This window comes from Curtobacterium sp. MCPF17_021 (assembly GCF_003234605.2).
In the GTDB taxonomy this organism is placed as follows: domain Bacteria; phylum Actinomycetota; class Actinomycetes; order Actinomycetales; family Microbacteriaceae; genus Curtobacterium; species Curtobacterium flaccumfaciens.
In genome coordinates this window covers 1176406-1198604 of the sequence record NZ_CP126252.1, presented here as the reverse complement: position 1 = coordinate 1198604, position 22199 = coordinate 1176406, and the positions used below count along the sequence as shown (strand labels likewise).

The following is a 22199-nucleotide window of genomic DNA, read 5'->3' as shown; positions in this document are numbered from 1 at the left end:
CGGTGCGTGCGCGCTCAGTTTACTCCCGGACCACCGACGGAGGCGACCGGCGCGTTGCCCGCGCGCGTCGCGACGGCGGACGGGAGGCCCGTGGCGGGCCCGACCCGGGCCTCCAGTCCGTCCTCCGGTCGTGTTCACCCCACCGAAGCGACACGTCTCCGGTTCCCTGCCCCGGTGACCCCGCGAAAGCGACAGGACGCCGCGGATGTTCCGCGCAGAACTGTCGCTTTCGCGACAGCGGCGTCGCGTCTCAGACCTGCGGTGCGGACCGCGGGCGGGTCGAACCACCGGTCGGGAGGCTCGGGGCCGCGTCCGCCAGGGCGGCCTGCGTCGCGGCGAGGAGCTGCTGGGCGGTCTGGATCCCGTTGGCGGAACCGGTGGTCGCCTGGCCGCCGGCGTGGGCGAGCAGCTGGGCGCCGATGGCGGGTCCGATGCGGTCGGCCTCGCGCGGGTTGCGCGCGACCCAGTCGCGGGCGATCGCGTCGGCGAGGCGCTCGGCGGCGGCGCCGCGCTCGGCGTCGCCTCGGGACCGGTGCCAGAGCCCGGTGACCACGAGGTGGGCGACGACGGCACCGACGTCACGGACCGGGAAGCCCCAGCCCGCGGTGTCGATGTCGAGCAGGCCGGAGATGCGCCACGGCTCGTCCTCGTCGACGAAGACCTGCTCCAGGTGCAGGTCGCCGTGCACGACCTGCTTGGTCGAGCTCGACCAGCCGATGGAGCGGCGGCCGATGGCGTCGTACAGGCGGTCGATCTCCTCGGCGTCGTGCGGCAGCGCGGCGATGAGCGTGCGACGGTGCCAGTCGGCGTGGTCCATCGCGTCGGCGCGCGCCTGCTGGGTCATCGGGACGGTGGCGACCCGACCACTCAGCGCGGCGAGCGACGCCACGAAGCGGGGGTCGTCGGCGATGTCGAGGATGCGGCTGCCGGCGGGCACGCCGCGGATGCGCTCGAGCACGAGCAGGCCGTCGCCACGGCTGGACAGCACACGCGGCACCGGCAGACCGGCCGCGACGAACTGCTCGTGCGACTGCACGATCGGCGCGACCCGGTGCGGACGGACGATCTTCAGGAACAGGGTGCGCTCGGGGGCGTCCACGCGGACGACCGCGCGCTTGCCGGGGCGGTACGCCGCCACGGTGAGCACCGGGGCGGTGACGGGCATGCCGAGCGTGGTCAGCAGCTCGGCGACGGCGTCGCGGTAGGTGACCTGCGGCAGCACCGGCAGGCCGGGGTCGTTGGGGTACGCCCACACCGACACCGGGTCGCCCGTCGCCGGGTCGGTGACGATCGCGCTGTTCTGGTCGTGGGTGCCGCCGGTGTCGACGTAGGTCAGGACCGTGGCGCGCTGGCCGTTGCGGTCCACCGTGTCGACCTCGTAGCCGTACAGGTAGCCGTTGCCCGAGGGCTCGACGGAGTGCGCCCGCGCGGCCACCACGGAGGTCCCGGAGCCGGCGAAGGCCTGCGGGATGACGCGCTCATGGTTGGGCCACACGACATCAGTCAACCGTGTCGCGCGGGTTTCGTCGCGTTCGTGCACGGCTCGGCGCGCGGCCGGTGGCTACCGTGGTCGGTGTGAACCCGGTCGCGCGTCTCCGCAGCTCCAGTCGCACGCCGTTCCTGCAGGTCGTGAAGACCGCCGTCGCGGTGGTCGCCGCCGTGCTCCTCTGCCGCCTGGTCATCCAGGGGCCGTTCCCCACCTTCGCGGCGATCGCTGCACTGCTCGTGGTGCAGCCGAGCATCAACCAGTCGTTCGTGAAGGGGCTCGAGCGGAGCGCGGGCGTGGTGATCGGCGTCGTGCTCGCCACCGGGTTCCACCTGCTGCTCGGCGACGGCGTGTTCGTCGTGCTGCTCGTCATCGTGCTCGCGATCCTCATCGCCTGGGCACTCCGGCTCACCCCGACCTCGGCCACCCAGGTGGGGATCAGCGGGATGCTCGTGCTCACCGCCGGGGTCGTGACGCCGAACTACTCCGCCGACCGGATCCTCGAGACCGTGATCGGTGCGATCGTCGCCCTGGTCGTGAACGCGCTCATCGTGCCGCCCGTGCTGCTCGAACCGGCGCACCTCGCCGTCGCCCGGCTCGCCCGTGACACCGCGGTGGCGTTCGAGCGGATCGCGATCGGCCTGACCGAGGGGTGGGACCGCGAGCGCTGGGACGAGGCGCTCGTCGCGGCCCGCGCACTGCGGCAGCAGCACGCCAAGGCCGAGGCGTCCCTGGGGTCGGCGCGCGAGTCCCTGACGATGAACCCGCGCAGTGGACGGCACCGGACGATCCTCGACCGCGACGTGGTGACCACCGACCACCTGCGCGTCCTGGTGACCCGGGTCACCGGGATGACCCGGGCGATCCGCGACAACACCGCACCGGACCTGCGCGACGACCCGGTGGTGCACGGCATCGCAACCGAGGTGGCACGGATCGGTGCGGACGTCCGGGCCCTCAGTGCGCGGGTCGAGTCGACACGGCTCGACCCGGTGGATGGGGTCGGCGGAGCGGACGCCGCTGCCTCCGGGCCGGACGTCGGGCCGTGGGCAGCGGCGTCCGAGCCGGCGCTCACCGCGCCGCTCGAGGTGGTGCGGCCGAACTCCCGGCACTGGGTGCTCATCGGGGCACTGCTCGAGGACATCCGACGGGTGCGTGGCGAGCTGCTCGGCGAGGACGACTAGTCAGTCCGCTTCAGCGCGCTGCGCAGGCCGCTTCCGACGCCGTCCGCACGACGTCCGACCAGATCACCGCGGTCGGCACGACGTCGGTCGCGGTCGCACCCGGGATGCCGGCGTCGGCGTACCGGCTGATCTCCGCGACGACGGCCTCGGTGCCGACCTCGCGTGCAGCACGGCTCGCCACGTCCGGCACGGCCGTCCGCAGTTCCGCGACCACGCGGTCGCGCGGTGCGTCCTCCAGTTGCGCGAGCGCGCCGATGCCCTTCCACGCGGCGTCCAGTTCGGCGCGCAGGCGCACGATGGCCGGGTGGTCGATCGAGTCGTTCATGATCCCCCAGTGCGGGCGGCGCATCGGGTCGCGCTGTCCGCTGCCGGAGCCTAGCAACGAAGCAAGCGGCGCTCACGTCCCTAGAACGTGGGACAGACCGTTCTGCTTTGACCTGTGACGAGATTCAGCGAGTCGGACCCGGAGAACGGCCCTCCGCGCCGGTTCGATGCCACGATGGGTCCGAGGAGGTCCACTATGCGGCTGTTGGTGGTCGAGGACGACGACGAGATGCGTGCCCTGATGGAACGCGGACTCGCGGCCGAGGGGTACCGGGTCACGGCCGTCGAGAACGGTGTCGAGGCGCTCATCGCCCTTGGCGAGCAGGCGTTCGACCTTGCGGTCGTGGACGTGATGATGCCCGGCATGTCCGGCTTCGAGCTCGCCCGGCGGATCCGTGAGCGCGAGGACCCCGTGCGGATCCTGCTCGTGACCGCGCGCGATGCCGTCGACGACCGCGTGTTCGGGCTCGACGCCGGCGCGGACGACTACCTCACCAAGCCCTTCGCCTTCGCCGAGCTCACCGCTCGGCTGCGTGCGCTCGGCCGTCGTGAGTCCGCCGGGGCACCCCGCACGATCGAGGTCGGGGACGTCTCCATCGACTCCGAGGCCCGCCGCATCTCGATCAAGGGCCAGCGCGTCGCCGTGAGCCCCACCGAGTTCGCCCTGCTCCGACTGCTCGCCCGGTCCGCCGGCAGTGTCGTCGACCGCCCGAAGATCCTCGAAGAGGTCTGGGACGGTTCGCAGCACGTCGACCCGAACGTGGTCGAGCAGTACATCTCGTACCTCCGCAAGAAGCTCACCGCGCACGAGGCCACCGTCGCCATCGCCACGGTCCGCGGTCGCGGGTACCGCCTGGATCTGCTCGGGGCGTGAGCGGGGCCGACGACGCCCCACGATCGGACCGCCGACGCGGCGGTCCGATCCGGCCGCTGCGTCTGCTGTCGCTGCGTGCCCGGATCACGATCGGGTCGACGGCGATCGCCGCGATCGTCATCCTGCTGCTCGTCCTGGTGATGCGCTTCCAGGTGGTGAGCGTCGTCGCGAGTGCGACCCGCACCCTGCTCGACGCCGATGCCGACCCGTACGTCGCCACGCTCGAGGTCGACAGCGACCCCGACCTCTCGCCGCCCGGCAACGCGCAGCTCGTCGCCGTCGTGTCCCCGTCCGGCGAGATCGTGCTGTCGACGATGCCCGACCGTGTCGAGCAGGCGCTCGGCAGTCTGCGGTCCACCCCCGCCGGCACCTCGATCATCACGGCATCCGGCTCGGAGTACCGCGTCGTGGTGGAGCACCCCGTCAACGAGGCCGGCCGCTGGACCGTCGTCGCCGCCCGCAACTCGCAGGCCGAGGCCATCGTCGTCGACGACCTCACGACGACGCTGTCGCTGACCGGTCTGGCCATCCTGCTCGCCTTCGGCGTGGCGTCCTGGGTGCTCGCGACCACCGCGCTGCGCCCGGTGAACCGGATGCGCCGCGAGGCCGAACGGCTCTCCGTCGCCCCGGAGCGTGCCGAACTGCCGGTGGGCCCGGCCCAGGACGAGCTGGCGTCCCTGGCGACCACGCTCAACGCCTTCCTCGCCCGTACCCGGCAGGCGACCGAGCGCGAACGCCAGATGGTGTCGGACGCCAGCCACGAGCTCCGGACGCCTCTGGCGATCCTGACGACCCAGCTCGACCTCGCCTCGCTCGACGGCAACGACGCCGCCGCCCTCGCCGCCCACATCGAACGCGCGAAGCACAGCGTCGCGCGGTTGTCGCGGCTGGCGAACGACCTGCTCGCCCTGTCGCGGATCGAGGAGTCGGAGCGCCGTGAACAGGACGGCGACCGGCGCCCCGAGACCGCCTGGTCGGACCTCGGCGACGAGGTGATGGCCGCGGTCGACCGCGTCCGGCTCATCGCGTCGGCGAAGGACGTCACCGTCGACTTCGACCTCGAGCCGCCCGTCGCCGTCGGCGGTTCCGGCCCGGGCATCGGCGGCGGCACCGTCGAACCGCGGTACCGGATCGACACCGGCGGGATGGCCCAGCTCGTCACGAACATCGCGGGCAACGCCGTGGCCGCACTCCCCCGCGGCGGCGGCATCTTCGTGTCCTGGCGGAGCACCGGCGGCGAGGGCGTGCTGCAGATCACCGACGACGGCCCCGGCGTGCCCGAGTCCTTCATCCCGGTGGCGTTCGACCGCTTCACCCGTCCGGACGAGGCCCGGACGTCCCGCCCGAACCCGGACCCGTCGACCGGTGCCGGCGCCCTGCCCGGCGGCTCGGGGCTGGGACTCGCGATCGTGCGTGCGGTGGCGGAACGGGCGGGAGGCACGGCGTCGCTCCGCAACGTGCCCGCCGGTGGGCTCGAGGTCACGATCCGCCTGCCCGAGGTGCGCTGAGCACGACCGCTCACTGGAAGTCCCGCGAGCGGGTGCGGACGGACAGCGACAGGTGCTCGATGCGGTCCGCCACCAGGTTGACCACCCCGTCGGGCGAGCGCTCGAGGATGCCCCGGACGATCACCGCCGGGGACTCCCGCGCCACCCGGCGGAAGCGCCCCCAGACCCCGACGCTGCAGATGACGTTGACCAGCCCGGTCTCGTCCTCGACGTTCAGGAACGTGATGCCGGAGGCCGTCGCCGGACGCTGCCGGTGCGTCACGATCCCGCCGACCTCGACCCGTCGTCCGGTCTCGGCGGTCGCGGTGTCCTGCACGCTGAGCACCCGGCGGGCCGCGAGCCGGTCGCGCACGTGCCGGACGGGGTGGTCGTCGGTCGTCATGCCCGTCGACCACATGTCGGCGATGAGCACGTCCCCGCTCGTCATCTGCCCGAACAGCGGCGGCTGCACGAACACCTGCGTGTCCGGCAACTGGTCCGGACGCTCGGCGGCTGCCTGGGCAGCCGACCACATCGCACCGCGGCGGTCGATGTCGAACGGGGCGAAGGCGTCGGCGGCGGCGAGGGCCTCGAGCTGCGGCGTGGTGAGCCCGACCCGGCGGGCCAGGTCCGACATGTCGCGGAAGGGACCGTTGGCGTCCCGCTCCGCGACGATCTTCTCGGCGCTCTTCCGGCTGAGCGACGCGACCTCGGCGAGCCCGAGCCGCACGGCGAAGGCACCGTCGCGTCGGTGGCTCGCGGTGTCGTCGGGGAGCGCCTTGTCGAAGGGCAGCACCGGTGGCTGCTCGGCGGCCAGGCACGCGTCGTCACCGGCAGGGGCGTCCCCGTCCGGCAGCGGTTCGAGCGTGGCGTCGACCCCGGACCGCAGGATGTCCGGTCGCAGCACGCGGACGCCGTGCCGCCGGGCGTCGGCGACCAGGGTCTGCGGTGAGTAGAACCCCATCGGCTGCGCCCGGAGCAGTGCCGCCAGGAACGCCCCCGGGTAGTGCAGCCGCATCCACGCGCTCGCGTAGACGATGAGGGCGAAGCTGATCGAGTGGCTCTCCGCGAAGCCGAAGTTCGCGAACGCCTGGATCTTCGCGTAGATCGCGTCGGCATCTGCACCGTGGATGCCGTTGTCCGCCATCCCCGTGTAGAGCTTGTCCCGCAGCCGGTCGATCTTCTCGTGCCCGCGCTTCGACCCCATCGCCCGTCGCAGCAGGTCGGCGTCGTCACCGGAGCAGTTGCCGACCGCGATCGCCATCTGCATCAGCTGTTCCTGGAACAGCGGGACCCCGAGGGTGCGTTCGAGCACGGGTTCGAGCGCCGGGTGCATGTAGGTGATCGGTTCCTCGCCCGTGCGTCGGCGGATGTACGGGTGCACCGCGCCGCCCTGGATGGGCCCGGGGCGGACGAGTGCGACCTCGATCACCAGGTCGTAGAACCGCCGCGGGAGCAGTCGGGGCAGGGTGCCCATCTGCGCACGGGACTCCACCTGGAACACCCCGATCGTGTCCGCGCGGCAGAGCTGGTCGTAGACCCCCTGTTCCTCCTTCGGGATGGAGTGCATCTCCCAGCGCTCCCCGCAGTGCTCTGCAGCCAGGTCGAACGAGTACTGCAGCGCCGCGAGCATGCCGAGCCCGAGCATGTCGAACTTCACGAGCCCCATGTAGGCGCAGTCGTCCTTGTCCCACTGCAACACGGTGCGGCCGTCCATCCGGGCGTGCTCGATCGGCACGACCTCGCCCACCGGACGGTCGGTCAGCACCATGCCGCCGGAGTGGATGCCGAGGTGCCGCGGGAACCCGAGGACGTCGCTCGCGAGCCCGACGACCGCCGGCGGGATGTCGTGGTCCTGGCTCTCGGTCACCGACCCCCACCGCTCGACCTGCTTCGACCAGGCGTCCTGCTGCCCGGGGCTGTGGCCGAGCGCCTTCGCCATGTCGCGCACCGCGCCCTTGGGCCGGTAGGTGATGACGTTCGCGACCTGGGCGGCGTTGTGCCGGCCGTACTTGGCGTACACGTACTGGATCACCTCTTCGCGGCGGTCCGAGTCGAAGTCGACGTCGATGTCGGGTTCCTCGTCGCGCATCGCCGACAGGAACCGCTCGAACGGCAGCCCGTACCGGATCGAGTCCACCGCGGTGATCTCGAGCAGGTAGCAGACCGCCGAGTTCGCCGCCGAGCCCCGCCCCTGGCAGAGGATGCCCCGACCGCGGGCGTACTGCACCATGTCGCGCACGATCAGGAAGTACCCCGGGAAGTTCTTCTCCTCGATCACGGACAGCTCACGCTCGATGCGCTCCCGCTTGCGGGGGTCGACGCCGTCGGCGCTGCCGGGGTAGAACCGCCGGGCACCCGTCCACGTGAGCTCGCGGAGCCACGACATCGCGGTGTGCCCGTCCGGGACGTCGAGGTCGGGCAGCCCGGGCTGCACGGTCTTCAGCCGGAACCCGAGCTCGTCGGCGAGCTCCACGGTCCGCTCGATCGCGCCGGGGTAGCGCCCGAACCGTCTGGCCATCTCGGCGCCGGAGCGCAGGTGGGCGGTGTCGGCGGCCGGCAACCAACCGTCGATCTCGTCGAGGCTGCGGCGGGCACGCACCGCCGCGAGTGCGGTCGCCACCGGGAACCGGTCGGGGGTGGCGTAGTGCACGTTGCCGGTGGCGACCAGGGGCAGCGCGTGCTTCGCGGCGAGGGTGGCCAGGGCGTCGTTGCGGGCGCTGTCGAGCGGGTCGCCGTGGTCGAGCAGCTCCACGACGACGTTGCGGCTGCCGAACCGGTCGAGCAGCACCCGGAGCGCGGTCTCGGCGGCGGACTCGCCACCCTGCTCGAGGGCCTGCCGCACGGATCCCTTCCGGCAGCCGGTGAGGACCCGCCAGTGCCCGTCGGCCCGCGCGGCGAGGTCGTCGAGGTCGTACTGCGGGCTGCCCTTCTCGGACCCGGCGGCCAGGTGTGCGCTCGTCACCGCGCCGGCGAGCCGGTGGTAGCCGTCCTGGCCGTCGGCGAGCAGGAGCAGGTGCGAGCCCTCGGGGTCGGGCACACCGTTCTGCGGTTCGGTCAGCCCCAGGGACAGCTCGGTGCCGAAGACGGTGCCGACCTGCGGGTACGACTCGGCGACCTCGGCCATCCGGGCGGCCCCGTAGAAGCCGTCGTGGTCGGTGAGCGCGAGGGCGTGCAGTCGGAGCCGAGCGGCTTCTTCGAACAGGTGCTCGGGCTGGCTGGCGCCGTCGAGGAAGCTGAAGGCCGAGTGCGCGTGCAGTTCGGCGTACGGCACCACGGGCCCGCCGTCGGTGTCGAGCGGCGACGGGACGTACGGCTCGCGCTTCCGCGACCACGCCGGGCTGTCGCCGCCGTCGCCGTCGTGCGCCGTGCCCGGGTTCCGCTTGTCGGACAGCGCGCGCTCGAACTGCGACCACGGGATGGGTGGGTTGCTGTAGCCCATCAGGTCACGCTCCTGTCGGTGGTGGTGGTCGGGGTCACGTCGCGATCGCCTCGGCCCACCAGCGGTGGTCCGCCAGCACCAGGTACCAGGCGCGCCCCTCGGCGTCGACGAGCTGCAGCCGGTGCAGGCGTCGGCCGCCGGACTCCCACCACCGGACGACGAGCGGCCACGGCCCCGCCCAGGCCGTCACGGCGGAGAACCCGCCGCCCCGGTCGCCCTCGGCGCGGAACCGGTCGGGTGCGCCGGACAGCACGCCGCGCTCGTCGACGTCGACGCTCGCACCGCCGACGGCGACGACGTCGACCGGTCGGGGGCGCTCGAGCACGGTGGCGGGGGGCGGGCCGGGCAGCTTGCCGGGCCACGGTCGGTCGCGGACGGTCGCCAGGGCTCGCTCACCGCCGGCGGGTGCGTCGCCCCACGGCACGAGCACCACGCGCTCGGACAGGGTGCGGCCACCACCGATGCGCGGACTCACCACACCGTCGTGGCCGACCATGCCCTGGATCCGGGCGAGGCCGTGGTGCACGCGCTCGTCCGGGCCGGAGCCCCACAGCCCGCGCTCGTGGTTCGCCATGTCGTCGACGGCGACCGGCTCGAGCACGACCGAGGTGACCGGCGCCTCGAGCCCGCTGGGGTCCACCCCACCGGCGAGCTGCCACCGCACCCGGTCGACCACGTCGGCGGCGTCGAACCAGCGCGGGTGCGCCCAGGTCCGTTCGAGCAGGATGTCGCGCTCGTCGACGATCCCCACACGGATGGTCGTCGCCACGAGCCCCGCGGCCCGGAGTCGCTCGGCGAAGTCGTCGGCGGAACGCCGGAACGCGAACGCGATCTGGTCGGCACGGTCCAGCGGGGGTTCGAACGACGCCTCGACCCGGAGTTCCGGCGGGATCTCACGCGCCGCGATCTCGCGGGGGTCGCGGCCCCCGGCCAACCGGTGCAGGAACGCCCCGGCCACGCCGAAGCGGTCCCGCACCTGCTCGTCGCCGAGTGCCGCGAAGTCGCCGAGCGTGGTGATGCCGAGCCGGTCGAGCACCGTCGTGAGGTCGGGGTCGCCGAGCACGCCGAGCGGCAGGTGCGCGAGGAAGTCCGCCGATCCCCCGACGGGCACGAGCCGCACCCGTTCGCCGGGACGCACCGGACGGGCCCGGGCGGCCTGGTCCGCCGCGAACGGGGTGTCGGCCACCCCGGCCCGCACCGCGGGTGCGCCGTGGTCGGCCGCGATGCCGGCAAGGGTCGCCGCCGCAGCGCGCTCACCGCCGTAGTACCGGGCCGGGCCGCGGGCACGGAGCGCGAGGGTGCCCGGCCGCAGCACCTCGACCCCGGGGACGGCCGCCTCGACCGCACGGATGACGGGCTCGAAAGTGCGGTGGTCGAGGGCGTCGTCGTAGGGCTGCACGAGGAGCTCGGGGCACCGCGCCTGCGCCTCACGCACGCGGAGCCCCCGCACGACACCCTGCTCACGCGCGGACGCGGAGCTCGCGAACACGAGCCCCTTCGCGGTCAGGGCGAGGGGCTGCTCCGGCGGGGTGCCACCGGCCCGAGCCGCCGCGATGACCGGCCAGTCCGGGCACCAGAGCACGATCGTCCGGGTCGGGGGTGGTTCGGGCAGTGCCGCTCCCCGCGTGATCGCGTCGGTCCGGACGCGCCCGGAGGCGATCACGACGCCACCGCCACGGGCCGCAGCACGCGGGTGTCCCCGGAGCCCACCATCGGCACCGGTGTGGCGGCCCGGACCGCACCGTCGGCCGCGGGCAGGAGCAGCTCGGCGGTCGCCGGACGCACCGCGCCGGCACGCCCGGTCGCGGTCACGGTGGCCCGGCGCTCCGTCAGGTGGCCGTGGCCCTGACCGATGCCGCTCCACGTCGAGGACGTGACCCGCAGCGTGACGTCCGCCCCGGGCCAGGAGCCGAGCGCGACGAGTGCGCCACCGCGCTGTCGCAGCCGGGCCGACAGCCGTGCCACGTCGCCCGGCACGACCCGGCCGAGCGGTCGGGTGAGGACGATCTGGGCGACGTCGGCCATCGCCGCCGTCACGGCGAGCCACTGGTCACCCGGATCGGGGACGAGCACGAGCCGTTCGAGGTCGATCCCCGCGGCGGCGGCGGCTTCGATCCCGAAGGACGGCACCCCGACGACCGCACACCACGCCCCGGCCGCCGAGGCCGCCTGCAGCATGGTGATCGCGAGCAGCACCGACTCGGGGACGGCGTAGGTGCCACCGACCCGGATCGCGCCGCCGGGCAGCAGGGGTTCGAGTGCCGGGGCGGTGGGGAGCCCGGCGGTGTCGACCCGGGTGGACTCCATGTCGGCCACCCGGGACCGCAGGGACGTGATGCGGTCGAGCGCGGCCCGGGCATCGCTCAGGTGGTCCGGCCCACGGCGCGCACCGCCACCACCCGCACCGCTGCCACCGCGTGCAGCACCGCTCCGCCCGCCCCGGTCCGGGGTGGGCGACCGGAGTGCCGCCGCCGTCTGCATGCCCTCATATTCGAACATGTGTTCGATGATGTCAATCGCGTCCGACATCCGTGGACAGTCCTGGTCGAACGCGTGTTCGGATCAGGGCATCAGCTCACCAGCTGGCGACCGCCCCGACCCCGCCGAGCACCGACCGCGTCTTGGTCTCGACCTCGTCCGCCTCGTCCGCGGGCACCGACGACCAGGTCACCGCTCCCCCGGCTCCGAGGGTCCGGGAACGCACCGCACCCGACTCGTCGAGCACGGTCACGAGGCTACGGATCGCCACCGACAGGTCGACCGCCCCGCTCGCCGAGAAGTACCCGATCGCGCCCGAGTACACCCCGCGCGGCGCCCCCTCGAGCCGGTCCGCGATCGCCGTGGCACTGCTCTTCGGCGCCCCGGTCATCGACCCCGGCGGGAACGCCGCGTGCACCACGTCGGCCCGCGACGTCCCCGGCGGCAGCACCGCCCCGATCGTCGAGACCAGCTGGTGCACGCTGGCGTACGTCTCGACGGCGCACAGCCGCTCGACGTGCACCGACCCGGGCACCGCGGTCCGCAGCAGGTCGTTCCGCAGCAGGTCGACGATCATCACGTTCTCGGCGCGGTCCTTCGGGCTCGCCGCCAGGTCGTCCCGCGCGGCCGCGTCCGCCTCCGCGTCGACGAGCCGCCGCCGCGTGCCCTTGATCGGCTCCGCGAGCACCGCTCCGGCCGCGTCGATCCGCAGGAACCGCTCCGGTGACCGGCTCGCCACGCGCAGCGCGCCGAGCCGCAGGAACGCACCGAACGGGACGGGATCGGCCGCCCGCATCCGCAGGTACTCGTCCAGGTGCGGGTCCGTACCGGGGCCGCCACGGGCCTCCAGTCCGACCGCGAAGGCGGTGGTGAGGCAGACCTGGAACGCGTTCCCCTCGCGGATCTCCGCGCGGCACGCGTCGACCGCCCGCTCGTAGGCGGCGCGCGTGACGCGTCCGGTCGCCGTGGACACCCCGGCCGGGAGGCCCGTGGCCGCGTCCACGACGCCGGTCGACGTCGTGGGGGTGGGCACCTCCTCGAGCCACACGCGGTTCCGCGCACTGGCCGCCGGTTCCACGTCGGCGACGAGCGCGAGCGCCCAGGCGCCACCGGTGTGGTCGACGACGACGGCGCGGTCGACGAACCGCAGGTCGGCGTCGGCGTACCCGTCGGCGGTGCGGTCCGGGCCGCCGGACTCGCGGCCGAGCTCGTAGCCGAGGAACCCGACCCAGCCCAGCGCGAACCCGCACCCGACGACCGGCTCGGGCAGGCGGGGCGTGCGTCGGAGCAGGTCCGCCAGCACCGCGAAGGCCGGACGCTCCTCGGATCGGGCGGGCCCGAACCACCCCTCGGCGGGCGCGGCGACCGTCAGGTGCGCGCGACGGTCCTGGTGCCGGAACCGTGCGGCGAACGGCCCGTCCGTCCACGCCAGCACGGACCACCGTGCCCGGGGTCGAGCCGTGGCGGGAGCACCGTCGGGCAGGCCGGAGTCGAGCCACACCAGGTCCCCGGGGACCTGCGCCGCCAGGGCCGCGAGGTCGGGGACCGGGTCGAGTCGGCGGACCTCGACGCGGACGCCGGGGTCGGGGGTGCTCAGATCGCGGCGATCGTCCATGCGGCGGCGTGCGAGGCACCGGGCGCGAGCACCACGAGGCCGCGGTCCTCGCCGTCGTTGAAGGCGTCGGGGGCGCACGTCATCGGCTCGACGGCGAGACCGGCGCGGTGGTACTCGGGGACGACGTGGTCGGCGGTGTGCACCTGCGCCCAGCCGCACTCCGGCCCGAAGGTCGCACGGACCCCGCGACCGTCCGCCGCCGTGACCGCGATGGTGGCGAGGCCGGCGGTGTCGCGATCGAAGCCGGTGAAGGCGTGGTCGATGAACCGGTCGCCGATCAGCGTGGGCGTGCGCAGGTCGAACTCGTCGTGCACGGGGACCAGGTCGGTCGGGACGAGCCGGTCCGGCGTCACCTCGAGCACCTGGGCGGCGGGGAGCGTCAGGGTCCAGTCGTCGACGGTGCCGGTACCCGCGACGAGGTACGGGTGCGGGCCGGTCCCCCACGGTGCGTCCTCGGCTCCGGTGTTCGTCCCGGTGATCGTCGTGTGCAGCCCCTCGGCGTCGAGCCGGTACTCCACGGTGACCTCGACGCGGTACGGGTAGCCCTGCTGCGCCTGGACGGTCGTGGCGAGCACCACGCGGTCGTCCGCCTGCTCCTGCACGCGGAAGTCCGTCCACGCGACGAGTCCGTGCAGGGCGTGGTGCCGTGCGGGCTCGGTGAGGGCGAGCTCGTGGTCGACGCCGCCGAAGGAGTACTCGCCGTCGATGATCCGGTTCGGCCACGGGGCCAGGACGGCACCGCGGAAGACCGGGCGGACCTCGTCGGCGTCGAACGGGACGACCAGGTCTCGGCCCTCGTGCCGCAGGGTCCGCAGCGTTGCTCCGACGGTGGCGATGTCGGCCGTGTACCCGGCGGAGGCGATCGTCAGCGGGGACCCGGACAGCGGCGCGTCGTTGCTCATGCGCTCAGCGTATCGGGCCGCCGAGGCCTGACGGGCGCACGAAAAACCCCGCCGTTCCGAGGAACGACGGGGTTGAGGGTGGATCTGAGGGGACTCGAACCCCTGACCCCCTGCATGCCATGCAGGTGCGCTACCAGCTGCGCCACAGACCCAGATCGTGTTGCTTTCGTACCAACCGGTTCCCCGGAGGCACCATAGAAGCGTACACCATGCGAACGCCGGGCGACGAAATCGAAGCCGTCACCCGGGCGCGTCGCTGATCAGGCGGTGTGGTCCACCGGGAGCTCGAGCGGGATCGTCGGGCAGTCGGCCCAGAGACGCTCGAGCGAGTAGTACTGGCGGTCTTCGTCGTGGAAGACGTGCACGATGATCTCGCCGAAGTCGATGAGGACCCAGCGGCCCTCGGTACGGCCTTCGCGGCGGAGCGTCTTGGCACCGAGCTCGAGGAGGCGTTCCTCGACGGCATCGGCGATGGACTGCACGTTGCGCTCGTTCCGACCGGTTGCGAGCAGGAACACGTCCGTGAGCTGCAACGGCCCGGTCACGTCGAGAGCGACGAGGTCCTCGGCCTGCTTGGCGTCGGCCGCGAGTGCTGCGGCCTGCACGAGTTCCAGTGCGCGAGTGGAGGCGGTCACGGATTCCTTCCGGTCGTCAAACCGACGGACAGCCGGTTCGCTTGATGGGTCACGATCATAAGCCACCCCGCCGACAGCGGCCAGGCCAGGGTCGGCGGGGTGGTGGAGAACGGACGTCGAGGACGGCAGCGGTCAGCCGCCGAACGCGTGGGTGGTGAGCAGTGCGGTGATGATGACGCCGGCCGCAGCCAGCCCGACCGCGCCGACCGTCACACCGAGGATCAGCGGCGTGCGCGACTCCTTCGGCTTGGCGGCGGCGAGCACGACCTGACGGGTCGAGGTGTGGCTGGACACCGCGCGGCTGGCCCGCACCGGGCTGGCATCGGTCTCGGGCTGCTCGTCCTGCTGCTCGAGCAGGCGGTCGACCTCGGCGCCGTCGATCGGCCGGTGCGACCCCGTCGACGACAGCGACGCCGGCAGGTCGATCGACCCGGTCAGGATCACCTCGCCCGTCGCGTTGAGCGCACCGGTGGGGTCGGCCAGGGCCGAGTTCGGCAGGATGATCGCGTTCGTGTTCGTCACCGCGACACGGCGGGTGCCCGTCTCGGCGTCGTGCACCTCGGAGTCGTTCGAGTCGTGCGCCTGCTGCGACCAGTGGCCGGCGGGCGGCGCGAAGGCCGTGGTCACCGGCTTCGGCTCGGTCGGACGCTGGAACGCCGCGGGGACCTTCGGGGCCTCGGTCGCGGGCTCGGGCAGCGGCACCTCGTTGGTGTCGTCGTCCTCGGCGTCGAGCGAGAGCGGGAACACCGCGGGGGTCGCTGCGGCGGCGTTCGTCGGGATCGGGACCGGCGTGACGGCGGGCTGCGACCCGGCAGCGGGAGCGGGAGCGTCGTCGGCAGACCGGGCCGGAGCGTCCTCGGACGACTCGTCCGCCGGTGCGACGTCGGTCGTCTCGTCCGCAGGAGCGTCGGACTCGGGGACGTCGCCCGCCGGGGCGTCGGTCTCCGGCGCTCCAGACTCCGGGACGTCGGTCGCGGACGCGTCGGACTCGGTGACGTCGGCGGGCGGCGACCACGTCGACCGGTGGCGGCGGGGCTCCTCGGCGTGCGCAGCGGCCTCCTCGAGGGGCTCGAGCGCGTCCGGGGACCCGTCGGCCTCGGTGGCCTGGGCGACCGCGGCCTGGTCGAGGACCGTCGGGGCAGCGGGCTGCTCGTCGTGCGCGGCCTCGGCGTCCGGAGCGCTCTGCGGCGCGGCGGAGGGGTCGATCGTGTCCACCGACCCGAGGACGTCCTCGACGGTGCGGTCGGACGACTGGGGCGTGGGGTCCTGCAGCGGGACCGGCTGCACCGCCTGGCGCTCGGCGGCGCGGAGCTGCCGGATCTGCCGACGGGTGAGCCCACCGCTGCCGGGGACGATCTCGGTCGCGGAGGCCGGCGGGAACGGCGGCACACCGGCCGCGGGTGCCGACACCCGGACGGACGCGGCGGATCCGGGGTCGGTCTGCGCCGATGCCGGCGCGGACGACTGTGCGGGGCCACCGGGGGCCGGGGCGACGTGCGACCCGGGGCGGCGGGACCCGGGGGTCTCGGCGGCGGGTGCGGCGACGGTCGGGGGCGGCGTCGCGGGCTGCGAACCGGCCGCGGCGGCACGCTCCCGCTCGCGCGCCTGGCGCCGCGACAGGGGCGGCTGCGCGTCGGACGAACTCATGCAACGCTCCGATACAGATGGTGCTTGGAGATGTACTGGACGACACCGTCGGGAACCAAGTACCAGACGGGGAACCCCCGTCGAACCCGGTCACGGCAATCCGTCGAGGATATGGCCAGTGCAGGGACTTCGAGCAAGCTTACGTCCCGCTCGGGCAATCCGGTGATGCTCAAGGCGTGTCCCGGACGTGTCACGGCCACGAAGTGCGCGAGGTCCCAGAGACCATCATGGTCTTTCCAGTCGACGATCTGCTGAACGGCGTCTGCGCCCGAGATGAAGACCAGCTGGGCATCCGGTCGCTGTTCGTGCAGGTCCCGCAGGGTGTCGACGGTGTACGTCGGCCCTGGGCGGTCGATGTCCACGCGGCTGACGGTGAACATCGGGTTCGACGCGGTGGCGATCACGGTCATCAGGTACCGGTGCTCGGCGTCGGTGACGTCGGACTTCATGTACGGCTGTCCGGTGGGGACGAAGACGACCTCGTCGAGGTCGAACGCCCGCGCCACCTCGGACGCCGCGACCAGGTGCCCGTGGTGGATGGGGTCGAACGTGCCACCCATCACGCCGATGCGTGGCCGTCCGGTGGTCTCGAGCATCGAGTGGTCGGTCAGATCTTGGTGTGGCCGAACTCGTCGACACCCGTCTCGTGGTGGCGGGTGGCCTCGAACTTCTGGGAGTGGCGGTAGGCCACGTCGCGGAAGCTCCAGGTCACGAAGCCGAGGAAGATGAAGAAGAGGGCGCCGACCATCGGGAACACGAACGCGGGCGCCCCGGAGGCGTGCTCAGCAGCTTCTGCGAGGAAGGTCATCGTTCGTGCTCCGTTCGGTCGGGGAAAGACGCCGTTCAGTCTAGCCGCGGATCTGCCCGGAGCCGCGCACGATCCACTTCGTGCTCGTCAGCTCCGGCAGGCCCATCGGACCGCGCGCGTGCAGCTTCTGCGTCGAGATGCCGACCTCGGCCCCGAAACCGAACTCGCCGCCGTCGGTGAACCGGGTCGACGCGTTCACCATCACGACCGCCGAGTCGACGGTCGCCAGGAACCGTTCGGCGGTGTCGACGTCGTTCGTGACGATCGACTCCGTGTGGTGCGTCGACCACCGCGCGATGTGCGCCATCGCCGCGTCGACGTCGGGCACGACGCGGATCGACAGGTCGAGGTCCATCGACTCGGTCGCCCAGTCGTCGTCGGTGGCGCGGAGCACCCCGGGCACGATCGCCCGCGTGGCGTCGTCGCCACGCAGCGTCACACCGGACGCCCGCAACCGGTCGGCCAGCACCGGCAGGAGCCGTTCGGCGGCGGCCTCGTGCACCAGGAGGGTCTCGAGGGCGTTGCACACGCTCGGCCGCTGCACCTTGCTGTTCAGGACGATGTCGACCGCACGCTGCTCCGGCGCGGAGGCGTCGAGGAACACGTGCACGACGCCCGCACCGGTCTCGATGACGGGCACCTGCGACTCGGTGACGACGGTCTGGATGAGTGCGGCGCTCCCCCGCGGGATCAGCACGTCGACCAGGCCACGTGCGCGCATGAGCTCGGTGGCACCGGCGCGGCCGAACTCGTCGATGGTCTGCACCAGGTCGCGGGGCAGGCCGACCGACTCGACCGCGTCCTGGATCCGGGCGACGAGCACGGCGTTCGTGTGCTGGGCCGCCGATCCGCCACGGAGCACGACGGCGTTGCCCGACTTGAGCGCGAGCGAGGCGATGTCGACGGTGACGTTCGGGCGTGCCTCGTAGATCGCCCCGACGACGCCGAACGGCACGCGCACCTGGGTGAGCTGGAGTCCGTTCGGCAGCTGCGACCCGCGCACGTGCTCCCCCACGGGGTCGGTCAGCCCGACGACGTGCTCGACCGCGGCGGCGAGGGCTTCGATCCGGACGGGGTCGAGTCGCAGCCGGTCGAGCAGCCCGGACGAGAGCCCGCCGTCCTCGCCGGCGACGAGGTCGTTGTGGTTCGCGGCGACGATCTCGTCGGTCGCGGCACGCACCGCCGAGGCGATCGCGCCGAGGGCCGCGTCCTTGACGGCGGTCGTCGCGGTCGCGAGCGCCGACGAAGCGGCCCGTGCCGCCACGAGCTTGTCGGTGAGGGTCGGGGCGGGCGCGATCGACGACATGGACCGATTGTAGGTCCGCCCCTCGGTTCGTGACGGGCGTGCCGGACGCTCGCCGTGCCTCCAGGCCCGGTCCGCCCCACCGACCGGTCACGACACGTCGTCACCCGCCTGCCGAGCGGTCACCGATCGTCGCTCCGTGACGCCCGCGCCGACGGTTCCCGACCACACAACCGCGTCCCGTCGACCGCCTGGAGGCCCGGCACCGGTCCCCGGGACCGGCGCCGGGCCTCCAGGCGGTCGTGTCCACCCCACCGACCGGTCACGACACATCGTCCTGCGCCACGCGAGCGGTCACAGACCGTCGCTCCGCGACGCCCACACCGACGGCCTCCGACCAGTCGGCGCCGTCCCGACGGGGAGTCGTGACCACTCGCTGCCGCCGCTCCGGGCGCGGTGCGGGCTGCGTCAGGAATGCGGTGCGGCGTGGAACCAGGTACCGAGGTGTTCGCCCGCCAGCGCGCGGTCGACCAGCGCCGTGTCGGTCACGAGCACCGCGGTGCCCGCCTCGGCCGCGAGCCGTGCGGCGGCGACCTTGGTCCCCGCTCCCCCGGTGCCGACGCCGGCGGTGCCGATCGAGCCGAAGGTGACCCCGGCGAGCTCGTCGCCGAACGGCACCTCGTCGATGCGGGTCGCGCCGGGCTGCTCCGGGGGTGCTGTGTAGAGCGCCTCGACGTCGGAGAGCAGCACGAGGGCATCGGCCCCGAGCAGTCGGGCCACCAGGGCCGCGAGCCGATCGTTGTCGCCGAAGCGGATCTCGTGCGTGGCGACGGTGTCGTTCTCGTTCACGATCGGCAGCACCCGCAGCGCGAGCAAGCGGTCGATGGCGCGCTGGGCGTTCACCCGGTGCGTGGGGTTCTGCAGGTCACCCGCGGTGAGCAGGATCTGCGCCGCGACGACACCGTGCCGGTCGAGTTCCTTCTGGTACCGGAACATCAGGACGTTCTGCCCGGTGGCGGCCGCAGCCTGCTGCGTGGCGAGGTCGTCCGGCCGACCCTCGAGTCCGAGGAACGGGAACCCGGTCGCGATCGCACCGGACGACACGAGCACGACCTCGGTCCCCCGGCCGTAGGCGGCAGCCAGCGCGTCCACCAGGGGGCCGATCTGGCCGGCGGCGTCACCGCTGACCGAGGACGAGCCGACCTTGACCACGATCCGCCGCGCACGCGGGATGTCCTCCCGCCGTGTGACGGGTCCGAGGTCGGTGCGGGCGGTCGTGTCGGTCATGCCGCGGTCAGTCCTTCTGGTCGCTGGTCTCGACCTGGTCGGCGTCGAACTGGTCGCCGGTGCCGAGCTGGTCGCTGGTCACCACCTCGTCGTCCACCCAGAGCCCGGAGACGCGCTCCTGCTCGAGCTCGGCCCGGGCGGCCGCCTTGGCGTCCATCCGCTCGAAGTACTCCTCGCGCCGCTCGTTGCGGGTCGGACGCGACGTCGCACCGATGCGGGCGTCGGTCCCACGGGCGCTCGTGATGAGCTCCGCGGTCGACGTGAGCGTGGGCTCCCAGTCGAACACCATGCCGCCGTCGCCACCGATGACGACGGTGGAGCCGGCGACGGCTCCGGCCTTGAACAGGCCGTCCTCGACGCCGAGCTTGGCGAGCCGGTCGGCCAGGTAGCCGATCGCCTCTTCGTTGGTGAAGTCGGTCTGCTGGACCCAGCGCTCCGGCTTGGCGCCGCGGACGCGGTAGAAGCGGTGCTCCTCGCCGCCCTCGGCGCGCACGGTGAACGGCTTCTCGTTGACCGAGCGGGGGCGGAGCACGATGCGCTCCGGGACCGGCTCGGCGGCACGGGCGGCGCGGGCCTGCTCGACGATGTCGGCCAGAGCGAACGTCAGCTCGCGGAGCCCCTTGCGGGACGCCGTGGAGATCGGGAAGACGCGGTAGCCGCGGCCCTCGAGCTCGGCGGTGACGAACTCGGCGAGCTCCTGCGCCTCGGGCACGTCGATCTTGTTCAGGGCGATGAGCTGCGGGCGCTCGAGCAGCGGCACCTGGCCCTCGGGGACCGGGTAGCGCTCGAGCTCGCCGAGGATGACGTCGAGGTCGCTGATCGGGTCGCGGCCCGGGTCGAGCGTGGCGCAGTCGATGACGTGGAGCAGCGCTTCGCACCGCTCGACGTGGCGCAGGAACTCGAGACCCAGGCCCTTGCCCTCGGACGCGCCCTCGATCAGACCGGGGACGTCGGCGACGGTGAAGCGGGTGTCACCGGACTCGACGACACCGAGGTTCGGGGTGAGGGTCGTGAACGGGTAGTCCGCGATCTTCGGCTTGGCGGCGGAGACGGCCGCGATCAGCGAGGACTTGCCGGCGCTCGGGAACCCGACCAGGGCCACGTCGGCGATGGTCTTCAGCTCGAGGCTGATGTCCCCCGCCCAGCCCTCGGTGCCGAGCAGCGCGAAGCCGGGGGCCTTGCGCTTCGTGGTGGAGAGCGCCGCGTTGCCGAGGCCGCCCTGTCCACCGGGGGCCACGACGACGCGCATGCCGGGCTCGGTGAGGTCGGCGATGACCTCGCCGGACTCGTCGTACACCACGGTGCCGACGGGCATCGGGAGTTCGAGGACCTCGCCGCTGACACCGCTGCGGTGGTCACCCATGCCGGGCTGCCCGTTCTTCGACGAGCGGTGCGGCGAACGGTGGTAGCCGAGCAGCGTCGTCACCTGCGGGTCGGCCACGAGCACGATGTCGCCGCCGTCACCGCCGTTGCCGCCGTCGGGCCCGGCGAGGGGCTTGAACTTCTCACGGCGGACCGACACGCAGCCGTTGCCGCCGTGTCCCGCGCTGAGGTGCAGGGTCACGCGGTCGACGAAGGTCGCCATGGGTCCACTCCAGGTGTTTCGTTGTGCCGACGGGATCGTCGGCGGGAAAAGCGAAGGAGGGGCGGGCACTCGGCCCGCCCCTCCAGCTGCAGTCGTTCGAACGACTACGCGTTGACGATGTTGATGACCTTGCGGCCACCCTTGGTGCCGAACTCGACCGAACCGGACGAGAGGGCGAACAGCGTGTCGTCGCCACCGCGGCCGACGTTGGCGCCCGGGTGGAAGTGCGTGCCGCGCTGGCGGACGATGATCTCGCCGGCGTTGACGACCTCGCCACCGAAGCGCTTCACGCCGAGGCGCTGTGCGTTCGAGTCACGACCGTTGCGAGTGGAACTCGCACCCTTCTTGTGTGCCATGAGTTGACTCCCTTACGCGATCTTGGTGATCTTGACGCGGGTCAGCTCAGCGCGGAAACCCTGGCGCTTCTTGTACCCGGTCTTGTTCTTGAACTTCTGGATGATGACCTTGGGACCACGGAGGTCGTCGAGCACCTCGGCGGTGACGGTCACGTTAGCGAGCTCGGAAGCCGCCGACGTGATCTTGTCACCGTCCACGAGGAGCACGGGGGCGAGGTCGATGTTGCCCTTGTCGTCCGCCTTGGCACGGTCGATGGTCAGGATGGTGCCGACCTCGACCTTCTCCTGACGGCCGCCGGCGCGCACTACTGCGTAAACCACGTGGAAATCCTTACGTAACTCTGCTTGAGGGAAGTCTCGGGTGCCCACTTCTGCACGAGCGGCTCCCGGAAGGCCGGGCCCGATCGGCGACGCAGGCAGAACGGCCCGCTGACACCAGGGACCGAGAATACTCGATCACCCTGGGTCCGGTCAAACGGCGACACCCGTACGATTGCACGGTGACCGTGTTGATCGACCCACCGACGTGGCCCGCCCACGACACACTGTGGTCGCACCTCGTCAGTGATGAATCCTACGCGGAACTCCACGCGTTCGCTGCGCGGGCCGGTGTGCCGCGCCGTGCGTTCGACCACGACCACTACGACGTCCCGCTCTCGCGGTACGACGAACTGGTGGCCGCTGGCGCCTCGGCCGTGACCGGACGCGAGCTCGTGCTGCGGTTGATCCGCAGCGGGCTGCGCGTGGCGCAGCGGGACAAGCGCGGTCTCTGACCGACCGTCCGGACGCCCGGGAGGCGCGGCGTGCGTCCGCCCCGCCCGGCACCGCGCACGGCGCGCCGCCGGC

General features: G+C 72.8%; 20 protein-coding genes and 1 tRNA gene. 4 read left to right on the top strand and 17 right to left on the bottom strand.

The window, feature by feature from the left end:
- Positions 1-250 precede the first annotated feature (250 nt).
- Positions 251-1495 carry an aminoglycoside phosphotransferase family protein gene (locus DEJ29_RS05745; protein ID WP_111096052.1) on the bottom strand — a complete coding sequence of 415 codons (1245 nt, stop codon included), beginning with the start codon at positions 1493-1495 and terminating at the stop codon, positions 251-253.
- A gap of 80 nt (positions 1496-1575) precedes the next feature.
- Between DEJ29_RS05745 and DEJ29_RS05740 the strand changes: the two genes are divergently transcribed.
- Positions 1576-2670 carry an FUSC family protein gene (locus tag DEJ29_RS05740; protein ID WP_111096058.1) on the top strand — a complete coding sequence of 365 codons (1095 nt, stop codon included), beginning with the start codon at positions 1576-1578 and terminating at the stop codon, positions 2668-2670.
- 10 nt (positions 2671-2680) lie between these two features.
- Here DEJ29_RS05740 and DEJ29_RS05735 read toward each other — a convergent pair whose 3' ends face one another.
- The gene (locus tag DEJ29_RS05735) at positions 2681-2995 is read right to left on the bottom strand and encodes a hypothetical protein (RefSeq protein WP_110864838.1); all 315 of its coding nucleotides are present in this window, start codon (positions 2993-2995) and stop codon (positions 2681-2683) included.
- A gap of 195 nt (positions 2996-3190) precedes the next feature.
- Between DEJ29_RS05735 and DEJ29_RS05730 the strand changes: the two genes are divergently transcribed.
- Entirely contained in the window at positions 3191-3868 is a 678-nt protein-coding gene (locus tag DEJ29_RS05730) for a response regulator transcription factor (protein WP_017885962.1), read from the top strand.
- Entirely contained in the window at positions 3865-5376 is a 1512-nt protein-coding gene (locus DEJ29_RS05725; RefSeq protein WP_111030518.1) for a sensor histidine kinase, read from the top strand. Before DEJ29_RS05730 ends, DEJ29_RS05725 begins: the two co-directional genes overlap by 4 nt.
- Before the next feature lie 10 nt (positions 5377-5386).
- On the opposite strand, the gene DEJ29_RS05720 is transcribed toward DEJ29_RS05725, so the two are convergent.
- The 15 genes from DEJ29_RS05720 to rplU form a co-directional block, all read right to left on the bottom strand.
- Positions 5387-8797 (bottom strand): error-prone DNA polymerase, encoded by a 3411-nt coding sequence (locus tag DEJ29_RS05720; protein ID WP_111096053.1) that lies wholly within the window; start codon positions 8795-8797, stop codon positions 5387-5389.
- 34 nt (positions 8798-8831) lie between these two features.
- Positions 8832-10460 (bottom strand): DNA polymerase Y family protein, encoded by a 1629-nt coding sequence (locus tag DEJ29_RS05715; protein ID WP_111096054.1) that lies wholly within the window; start codon positions 10458-10460, stop codon positions 8832-8834.
- On the bottom strand, positions 10457-11326 hold the full coding sequence (gene imuA' / locus DEJ29_RS05710; RefSeq protein WP_181438294.1) for a DnaE2-dependent mutagenesis accessory factor ImuA': 870 nt from the start codon (positions 11324-11326) through the stop codon (positions 10457-10459). The genes DEJ29_RS05715 and imuA' overlap by 4 nt, the downstream gene beginning before the upstream one ends.
- Before the next feature lie 46 nt (positions 11327-11372).
- A complete protein-coding gene (locus DEJ29_RS05705) occupies positions 11373-12890 on the bottom strand; it encodes an anthranilate synthase component I family protein (protein WP_111096055.1) in 1518 nt (505 codons plus the stop codon).
- Positions 12869-13792 (bottom strand): aldose 1-epimerase family protein, encoded by a 924-nt coding sequence (locus DEJ29_RS05700; RefSeq protein ID WP_111096056.1) that lies wholly within the window; start codon positions 13790-13792, stop codon positions 12869-12871. Before DEJ29_RS05700 ends, DEJ29_RS05705 begins: the two co-directional genes overlap by 22 nt.
- A 79-nt stretch (positions 13793-13871) precedes the next feature.
- A tRNA-Ala gene (locus DEJ29_RS05695) sits at positions 13872-13944 on the bottom strand.
- A 108-nt stretch (positions 13945-14052) separates the two neighbouring features.
- Entirely contained in the window at positions 14053-14427 is a 375-nt protein-coding gene (gene rsfS / locus DEJ29_RS05690) for a ribosome silencing factor (RefSeq protein WP_027464721.1), read from the bottom strand.
- Positions 14428-14559: 132 nt separating this feature from the next.
- Entirely contained in the window at positions 14560-16074 is a 1515-nt protein-coding gene (locus tag DEJ29_RS05685) for a hypothetical protein (RefSeq protein ID WP_284174133.1), read from the bottom strand.
- Positions 16071-16670, bottom strand: a complete 600-nt coding sequence (gene nadD / locus DEJ29_RS05680; protein ID WP_110859233.1) for a nicotinate-nucleotide adenylyltransferase — start codon at positions 16668-16670, stop codon at positions 16071-16073. Before nadD ends, DEJ29_RS05685 begins: the two co-directional genes overlap by 4 nt.
- Before the next feature lie 11 nt (positions 16671-16681).
- Positions 16682-16882, bottom strand: a complete 201-nt coding sequence (locus tag DEJ29_RS05675; protein WP_110859232.1) for a hypothetical protein — start codon at positions 16880-16882, stop codon at positions 16682-16684.
- Between the two features lie 40 nt (positions 16883-16922).
- Positions 16923-18188, bottom strand: coding sequence for a glutamate-5-semialdehyde dehydrogenase (locus tag DEJ29_RS05670; protein WP_111096112.1), 1266 nt, complete (start codon positions 18186-18188; stop codon positions 16923-16925).
- A 405-nt stretch (positions 18189-18593) separates the two neighbouring features.
- Entirely contained in the window at positions 18594-19412 is an 819-nt protein-coding gene (proB, locus tag DEJ29_RS05665; RefSeq protein ID WP_258376045.1) for a glutamate 5-kinase, read from the bottom strand.
- 7 nt (positions 19413-19419) lie between these two features.
- A complete protein-coding gene (obgE, locus tag DEJ29_RS05660; RefSeq protein ID WP_111054875.1) occupies positions 19420-20997 on the bottom strand; it encodes a GTPase ObgE in 1578 nt (525 codons plus the stop codon).
- Positions 20998-21101: 104 nt separating this feature from the next.
- Positions 21102-21353: a 50S ribosomal protein L27 gene (gene rpmA, locus DEJ29_RS05655; protein ID WP_017885976.1), complete on the bottom strand. Its 252-nt coding sequence runs from the start codon at positions 21351-21353 to the stop codon at positions 21102-21104.
- Between the two features lie 12 nt (positions 21354-21365).
- Positions 21366-21674 carry a 50S ribosomal protein L21 gene (gene rplU / locus DEJ29_RS05650; RefSeq protein ID WP_027464715.1) on the bottom strand — a complete coding sequence of 103 codons (309 nt, stop codon included), beginning with the start codon at positions 21672-21674 and terminating at the stop codon, positions 21366-21368.
- 179 nt (positions 21675-21853) lie between these two features.
- On the opposite strand from rplU, the gene DEJ29_RS05645 reads away from it, so the two are divergent.
- Positions 21854-22126, top strand: a complete 273-nt coding sequence (locus DEJ29_RS05645) for a DUF4031 domain-containing protein (RefSeq protein WP_071405560.1) — start codon at positions 21854-21856, stop codon at positions 22124-22126.
- Positions 22127-22199: the final 73 nt, after the last annotated feature.

Coding starts and splice junctions, on each gene's coding strand:
- DEJ29_RS05735 (WP_110864838.1), bottom strand. CDS start 2,995: ATGAACGACTCGATCGACCACCCGGCCATCGTGCGCCTGCGCGCCGAA.
- DEJ29_RS05730 (WP_017885962.1), top strand. CDS start 3,191: ATGCGGCTGTTGGTGGTCGAGGACGACGACGAGATGCGTGCCCTGATG.
- DEJ29_RS05675 (WP_110859232.1), bottom strand. CDS start 16,882: ATGACCTTCCTCGCAGAAGCTGCTGAGCACGCCTCCGGGGCGCCCGCG.
- nadD (WP_110859233.1), bottom strand. CDS start 16,670: ATGCTCGAGACCACCGGACGGCCACGCATCGGCGTGATGGGTGGCACG.
- imuA' (WP_181438294.1), bottom strand. CDS start 11,326: ATGTCGGACGCGATTGACATCATCGAACACATGTTCGAATATGAGGGC.
- DEJ29_RS05685 (WP_284174133.1), bottom strand. CDS start 16,074: ATGAGTTCGTCCGACGCGCAGCCGCCCCTGTCGCGGCGCCAGGCGCGC.
- proB (WP_258376045.1), bottom strand. CDS start 19,412: ATGACCGACACGACCGCCCGCACCGACCTCGGACCCGTCACACGGCGG.
- obgE (WP_111054875.1), bottom strand. CDS start 20,997: ATGGCGACCTTCGTCGACCGCGTGACCCTGCACCTCAGCGCGGGACAC.
- DEJ29_RS05705 (WP_111096055.1), bottom strand. CDS start 12,890: ATGGACGATCGCCGCGATCTGAGCACCCCCGACCCCGGCGTCCGCGTC.
- DEJ29_RS05670 (WP_111096112.1), bottom strand. CDS start 18,188: ATGTCGTCGATCGCGCCCGCCCCGACCCTCACCGACAAGCTCGTGGCG.
- DEJ29_RS05720 (WP_111096053.1), bottom strand. CDS start 8,797: ATGGGCTACAGCAACCCACCCATCCCGTGGTCGCAGTTCGAGCGCGCG.
- rpmA (WP_017885976.1), bottom strand. CDS start 21,353: ATGGCACACAAGAAGGGTGCGAGTTCCACTCGCAACGGTCGTGACTCG.
- DEJ29_RS05700 (WP_111096056.1), bottom strand. CDS start 13,792: ATGAGCAACGACGCGCCGCTGTCCGGGTCCCCGCTGACGATCGCCTCC.